Below are 6,511 nucleotides of genomic sequence, written 5' to 3' on the forward strand. Positions count from 1 at the left end.
TTACTCGTACGATTTATATCATTTGATTTTTTTGGATTGCAGAAGAAGAAGGAAGTTTATTCTCAATGTGCTTCGACCATTGAGAGTTCTCCTTTGAAGGAGTATTGCGCATCGATATGGAAAGACAATGAAGTAAATCTTTAGTCCAGGTAAGGAGTGATCAATTTGCAGAAACCAAAATATCTCACGAACGTCGACAAAATCGAGGATCTCAGTGATGAACAGATAAGAGAGATGAAAAGAGTGACTGAAGTCTATCCATTCAGGGCAAATGACTATTATCTTGGGCTTATCAACTGGGAAGACCCGCAAGATCCTATCAAGAGGATAATCGTGCCCGATCTCGAAGAACTTGACGAATGGGGAGATTTAGACGCTTCGCAGGAGCATAAGTACACGGTAGCTCCTGGTATGGAGCACAAATACACAGACACTGCTTTGCTGCTTGTCTCGAAGGTCTGCGGGAGTTTCTGCAGGTTCTGCTTCAGAAAGAGACTGTTTTCAGTGGAGAATAAGGAAGTTGTCAATGACGTCACAAAAGGTATAGAGTACATTAAGGAGCACAAAGAGATTACTAATGTTCTTCTTACAGGAGGAGACTCGTTAATACTCTCTACGGAAAAGTTGGGCGACATTGTGAGGAGACTTCGAGAAATCGATCATGTCAAAATAATCAGGTTTGGAAGTAAGATGGTCGCTTTTAACCCTTACAGAATAATAAATGATCCCGATCTTCCTGAAATGGTGAAGAAGTATAGCACTCCAGAGAAGAGAATTTACATAATGGCACACTTCAATCATCCTACAGAGCTTACGGACGTGTCAATTAGAGGCCTAAACATTTTGAGGGACGCAGGTGCGGTGATTTGCAATCAAACTCCAATGATAAGAGGAGTCAACGATGACGTTGAGGTAATGACAGAACTTTTCAGAAAACTCTCATTCATAGGAATACCGCCTTACTATGTCTTCCAGTGCAGACCAACCAAGGGAAATCATACTTACGCCGTTCCCGCCGAAAAGGGTTATGCAATTTTCAAAAAGTCTATTGACAGAGTCTCCGGCCTTGCGAAGAGAGCTAGATTCGTAATGTCTCATGCAACCGGAAAGATAGAGTATGTAGGACTCGATAAAGACAAAATATACATGAAGTACCATAGAGCGGCAGATCCAAGACGATATGATCTATTCATGGCCTTCGATAGAAACCCAAATGCCTACTGGCTGGATGATTACGTGGATCCAGATTCGCTTGTCTAATGGAGTGGCCTTGAAGGGCGGTTTCTGCCGTCCTTCATATCCACTCAGTCCTAACCAATGTCAGCAATCTTTCGCCTTTGCTTATACGATGCATTCCCTCAAGAAAATTACTGCATTTTCTGAACGTGCCAGTTATTACAATCTCATCGTCTCTTCTTGACTCGTGCAAGTATCTAATAGCGAGCCTTCGCAGATGCCCGTTCTCTATCTCTTTCGGGACTGTCTCAATTATCCATTTGACATACGATACATTGTTTGAATGTCCATTTGTGTCCAGGTCCGATTGGCGGACTCTTAGAAAGACTTCCCTATCAACAGCTTCCGGCTCGGGTATTCTCGTGAAAGAGAGAGGCTGATGGAAGTCTGTGTCAACACCGTATCTTCTATAGAACTCTTCTCCTATCCGGACCGGTCTCCGCTTCTTCTGATCGATCAAGATCCATTGAGAATCGGCTTCTACAATACATGCACCTGAAGTATCACGGATTTCGAAACGCCTGTAAGCGTAGTATCTGTCCATCGAATGCGGAACAGTGCGAACAACAACTCTCTCCATGTAGTCAGGGTACCTGTCGACCCTTATTTCCCAGCGAAGCAGAAGCCATGCATACTCTCCACTGCTCATTACGTCGACGCCGTGGCCAATCTGCACCGTCTGTAATGTCACAACATCGTTAAAATAGTCCATAATAGATGAAATTGAAGCCTTCCAATCATTTTTCAGCTCATAATACCGTACTCTGTAAACCTCTTCCGTTACCAATGGTCTCAAGTCTTCCCTCCATAGTTATGTTTGTGCTTCACATAATGATATGCTCTATCTGTTAGCAGATGTCACTAATTGTAGCGGGTCAGGACGGTGGTATGAATATGATAGCATTCTGTGGCATAGACTGCACTCAGTGCGATACATACAGAGCCACTTCATCCAATGATGATTCGTTGAGGAGAGAAACTGCAATTCGGTGGTCTAAAGACTTTGGATTCGATATTGCATTCTCAGAAATCAATTGCTACGGTTGTCACAGCGGCATGCGCTTCAAACTATGCGATGGATGTCCCTTCAAGAGATGTTGTGAAGAGAAAGGGATTTCTAATTGCGGGGAATGCGACAAATATCCGTGTGAAACCTTGGAAAGGTTCTTGAGATCATTACCCGGAGCGAAGCGACAACTGGATTCAGTTCATGAACTGCGGCACGGTTCCTCAGATCAGAAACGCAAATCGTAGAAGCTAGGTCTGCCGCCCAGTTCTGAAAGACTGAAAGGAATCGCCTTCCGAGAGCTTCAGTCTCTTGCACGACATTATCTTCCTCCGTTTGAGGCCTAGTCCTTCGGGATCAATTGGCAAATCATATCTCATGGCATAGAAATCAACTCATGTTAATAATGTTTGTTGTTATTAAACTATAAGCAACTGATCCTGCATGATTTCGCCTTATTAACACAAAGCGATATTAATGAAAACAAACTAGAATTATTATAGTTTATAACCCCCCTATCCCCCTTAGATAGGAACCCCATATAGTCCGGATCATTAGATCCGGCTTTTTCTTTACCTAACGATTCTGGTTTATAATTGTTTTCATAACAAACCTTTGGAGGTGCCGTCGTGAAGTGGATAGACATCAGAAGTGATACAGTCACGGTTCCCAGCGAAGAAATGCGCCGGGTAATGGCCGATGCAGAAGTGGGAGACGACGTCTATGGAGACGATCCGACAGTAAACAGACTGGAAGAGATAGCCTCGGGCATGCTCGGAAAAGAGGCCGCACTCTTTGTCCCATCGGGAACATTTGGAAACCAACTTTCAATCCTGGCACATACTTTAAGGGGAGACGAGGTGATCATACCTGCTTCAAATCACATTATTGTTCACGAGGCAGGAGCTTCTGCTGTGATAGCCGGAGTTCAAATGAGAACCCTTGATTGTGACGACGGCATGCCTTCTGCCGAAAGAATCAGGAAAGCGATAAGGTCTGAAGATCTTCACTATCCTAGAACGGGGCTAATCTGCCTGGAGAATGCACATTCCAGCGGACGTTTACTCCCCATGGAATACATGAAGGAAGTCTACGAACTTGCAAGAGAGAGAGAGATTCCTCTCCATCTTGACGGTGCAAGAATCTTCAACGCCGCGATTGCTGCTGAAGCAAGCCCGGCAGAAATCGCTGCTCAGTCCGATTCAGTCATGTTCTGTCTCTCTAAAGGTCTAGGTGCACCGATAGGTTCAATGCTTGTCGGCACGAGAGAGTTCATAAAAAAAGCTAGAAAGGGAAGAAAGATTATGGGCGGTGCCATGCGCCAGGCCGGGATTGTTGCCGCTGCAGGAATTTTCGCTCTGGAGAGATTGATAGATCGTCTTTCGGTGGATCACAGAAACGCTAGATTTCTCGCCGAAGGTCTGTCAAAGATACCGGGCATAGAGGTTTTCTCTGAAAGGCTCGACATAAACATGGTCTTCTTCAAGCTCACTAATGAGGTGCGTTCGCGACTCATAGTTGAGACGCTTCTGGAAAAGGGTATAAAAATCAATCCTCCCGAGGGTGGTGAGTGGCGATTCGTAACGAATCTGAACGTTTCACGAGACGATCTTGAAAGAGTCATCATAGAATTCGAAAGTGCTCTCAAAGTTGCCTTAGCAGGCTAGGTAACTCCTCCAGGCTTTCTATTCTGGGCACGTAGTCAAAATAGGATTTGGATCTATCGATAAGTATTCCCTTTATTCCGGCGCCGGAAGCTCCCAGCATATCGACCTGAATACTGTCGCCGACAAAAACAGTCTCAGGTTTCTCCAGTCCTGTAAGTGATAAGATTTTTTCGAAGATCTCTTCAGAAGGCTTGTATGATCTCGCAGTCTCCGAAGTCAACAGCACGTGATGAGGAATTCTGTTTCTCTCAATCACTTTTTTGACGAATACATCATCGGCGTTAGTGAGAATTGCAGTGGTGAACTCCTTGTACATCTTCTTAAGTATCTTAGAATCTGAATAGGCGGGAAGCTTGGAGAATGAATCGTACATGAAATTGCAGTATGATTCCATGTCCTCAGGCAGATCGTATTTTTCGATCAGTTCCGTTAACAGAAGGTAATAGTAATATCTTTCTGGCTGAAATGGCAAACGATGACAGTTCTTGAAATGACGTCTGTAAAGATCGACGAAATCTCTCTCGATTTTTTCTGCTTCAACTCCAGAGTCTGCCGCCATTTTTGAGCAAATAGGGGCGAAGAGCCTTTTGTTACTCACTATAGTACCGAACAGATCAAGAATGATTCCTTTAATCATAGCTGTTCTCCATCATCGGCCAGCTCCTAGATTTAGTCTAACTAATTCTGTATAATACAATTGCAATTCTAACATCTTCGAATTGAGATCTGCGAAGATTGGCTGGCTTTCGTCCGAACTCCAGGAGGTGGCAGATATGTCAAGAGAAATGAGACTCATTTGGTTACATGACCGCCTGTCAAGCAATGATCCTGCCTCCATGAATGAATACACTGGAAAATTCGGTATCTCCAGTCGTCAGGCTCGAAGAGATTTCAGGTACATGAGAACAAATCTGGGCGCTCCACTGAAATACTCACGTACAAGTAAAGAATACTTCTATTCCGAAACGTATCGGCTGCCCTCCCTCTTCGAAGACAGCATGAAGTCGCAAAACAAAAGCGAGAATCTTGTCAGCTCAATTTTCCTTAAGGCTATTGATCGAAAGAAGGCTGTAAAAGTTGTTCTTCGAGGAGGTAATGAGTTCTTCTTCAGTCCTGCCTGCTTTGACGAAAGACAAGAACGATTCTGCGGAGCTAAAGAAGATGGCGGACTTCTCTTTGTCAGGTCGGATGAAGTCGACAAAGCGAAGATTACAGGCAGGAGATATATCGAAGAGCCAATGCTGTGGAATAAGCTGTTCCCTCGAGGGGCGAAGTTCAGTGAGGCTCGCTTTGAATTTGAGAAGGACTTTCGCGTCTATCACTTTTTTCACTTTGGGGACCTGGTTATGTTCCTTGCCTCAAATGAAGAAGGAAGAATTACGGGACCGGAAGATGTAGTTGAAAAAATGAAAGAAGTCACCGCCAGTCTATTGAAGAGTTTAGGTGCATGAAATGAAGACTGTCGTGATTGCTCTTGCACTGATTGTCGGAACCGTACTTTCAGCGCTCACAATGGACGCGTTTCTCCATTCGGATACTCTTCCCTCAAACCTTGAAGACGCAAAGGCTTTGATTGTGGAATCACCATCGCAAGGGCTGATAATGATAGAGACCATAAAGTTTGATTCAGTTACGTGGCAGAATATTCAGTGGCATAATCATCTTATGATAATACGACCACCAAGCGTACTATCAACAGTCGCGGTGATATTCATTGCGGGAGATTACAAGTTTACCCAGGAAGAGCTTTCCATTTTCAGGCTGCTGGCGCTGCAAAACAAAGCATACGTTGCCGTACTTTTCGATATACCAAATCAGCCGCTCTTCGGTGGGTTAAGAGAGGATTGGCTGCTTAGCTACTCCTTCTCGAAGTTTATCGAAACAGGTGACTTTAGCTGGCCGGCTCTGTTACCAATGGTACAGTCGACTGTTGTTTCGATGAACCTTCTCCATAACTATGTCAAGAACATGGGCGACAAGATTGAAGGATTCATTCTGACTGGAGGATCGAAGCGCGGCTGGACAACATGGCTTACAGCCGCAATGGATGAGCGAGTCAAAGGAATCGTTCCCATCGCGTTTGATAATCTCAATATCGCTGAACAGATGCAGCACCAGCTTCATTTTTGGGGAAGCTTCAGCCCTTCGATAAGAGAATACGTTGAGAGAGGGATACTCGACGATCTGGACAACTCTGTCAAGCGAGATCTAATTCAATACATAGATCCTTACACCTACCGCATGGATTTAGAAATGCCGAAATTCATCGTTGTAGGGACCAACGATCCCTATTGGCCCATAGACGCTTCCAAATTATATGTGGATGATCTCCCCGGTTACTCCTCGATGGTCTATGCGCCTAATGCCGGACATGGAGCTGAGGTGTTCAGAGTAACACAGGCTGTCAGTTCTTTGATTCACCATATCAATACCGGTGAGGAACTTCCAGCTTTGAGCTGCCAGAGCGCGTCTTTCGATGGAGGGGCCAGAATTCAGCCGGTTGTGGAGATAGGAGATGCCGAACTGAATGAACTCAGACTTTTCACGTCATCTTCTCCAGACGGAGACTTCAGAAAATCCAGCTTCGAATACGAAGCAATAA

The 6,511-nt window shown here is 44.6% G+C and carries 7 protein-coding genes; 5 read left to right on the top strand and 2 right to left on the bottom strand.

Annotated elements, in window-relative coordinates:
* The first annotated feature begins 165 nt into the window (after positions 1 to 165).
* Positions 166 to 1,260, top strand: a complete 1,095-nt coding sequence (locus ENN47_09320; GenBank protein ID HDP78363.1) for a KamA family radical SAM protein — start codon at positions 166 to 168, stop codon at positions 1,258 to 1,260.
* Between the two features lie 34 nt (positions 1,261 to 1,294).
* On the opposite strand, the gene ENN47_09325 is transcribed toward ENN47_09320, so the two are convergent.
* Positions 1,295 to 2,032 (bottom strand): acyl-ACP thioesterase, encoded by a 738-nt coding sequence (locus ENN47_09325; GenBank protein HDP78364.1) that lies wholly within the window; start codon positions 2,030 to 2,032, stop codon positions 1,295 to 1,297.
* Positions 2,033 to 2,130: 98 nt separating this feature from the next.
* On the opposite strand from ENN47_09325, the gene ENN47_09330 reads away from it, so the two are divergent.
* Together ENN47_09330 and ENN47_09335 are read left to right on the top strand one after the other, a co-directional pair.
* Positions 2,131 to 2,490 (top strand): DUF3795 domain-containing protein, encoded by a 360-nt coding sequence (locus tag ENN47_09330; GenBank protein HDP78365.1) that lies wholly within the window; start codon positions 2,131 to 2,133, stop codon positions 2,488 to 2,490.
* A gap of 381 nt (positions 2,491 to 2,871) precedes the next feature.
* Positions 2,872 to 3,909, top strand: coding sequence for a low-specificity L-threonine aldolase (locus ENN47_09335; protein ID HDP78366.1), 1,038 nt, complete (start codon positions 2,872 to 2,874; stop codon positions 3,907 to 3,909).
* Here ENN47_09335 and ENN47_09340 read toward each other — a convergent pair.
* Positions 3,887 to 4,546, bottom strand: a complete 660-nt coding sequence (locus ENN47_09340) for an HAD family hydrolase (GenBank protein ID HDP78367.1) — start codon at positions 4,544 to 4,546, stop codon at positions 3,887 to 3,889. The genes ENN47_09335 and ENN47_09340 overlap by 23 nt on opposite strands.
* Before the next feature lie 136 nt (positions 4,547 to 4,682).
* On the opposite strand from ENN47_09340, the gene ENN47_09345 reads away from it, so the two are divergent.
* Both ENN47_09345 and ENN47_09350 read left to right on the top strand, forming a co-directional pair.
* On the top strand, positions 4,683 to 5,360 hold the full coding sequence (locus tag ENN47_09345; protein ID HDP78368.1) for a hypothetical protein: 678 nt from the start codon (positions 4,683 to 4,685) through the stop codon (positions 5,358 to 5,360).
* A gap of 1 nt (position 5,361) precedes the next feature.
* The coding region (locus ENN47_09350; protein ID HDP78369.1) for a hypothetical protein at positions 5,362 to 6,511 on the top strand (1,150 nt) is incomplete at its 3' end.

Source organism: Mesotoga infera (genome assembly GCA_011045915.1).
GTDB lineage: Bacteria > Thermotogota > Thermotogae > Petrotogales > Kosmotogaceae > Mesotoga > Mesotoga infera_D.

Bases quoted from the DNA above. Each gene is read 5' to 3' on its own strand.
- ENN47_09340 (HDP78367.1), bottom strand. From the start codon at position 4,546: ATGATTAAAGGAATCATTCTTGATCTGTTCGGTACTATAGTGAGTAAC.
- ENN47_09345 (HDP78368.1), top strand. From the start codon at position 4,683: ATGTCAAGAGAAATGAGACTCATTTGGTTACATGACCGCCTGTCAAGC.
- ENN47_09330 (HDP78365.1), top strand. From the start codon at position 2,131: ATGATAGCATTCTGTGGCATAGACTGCACTCAGTGCGATACATACAGA.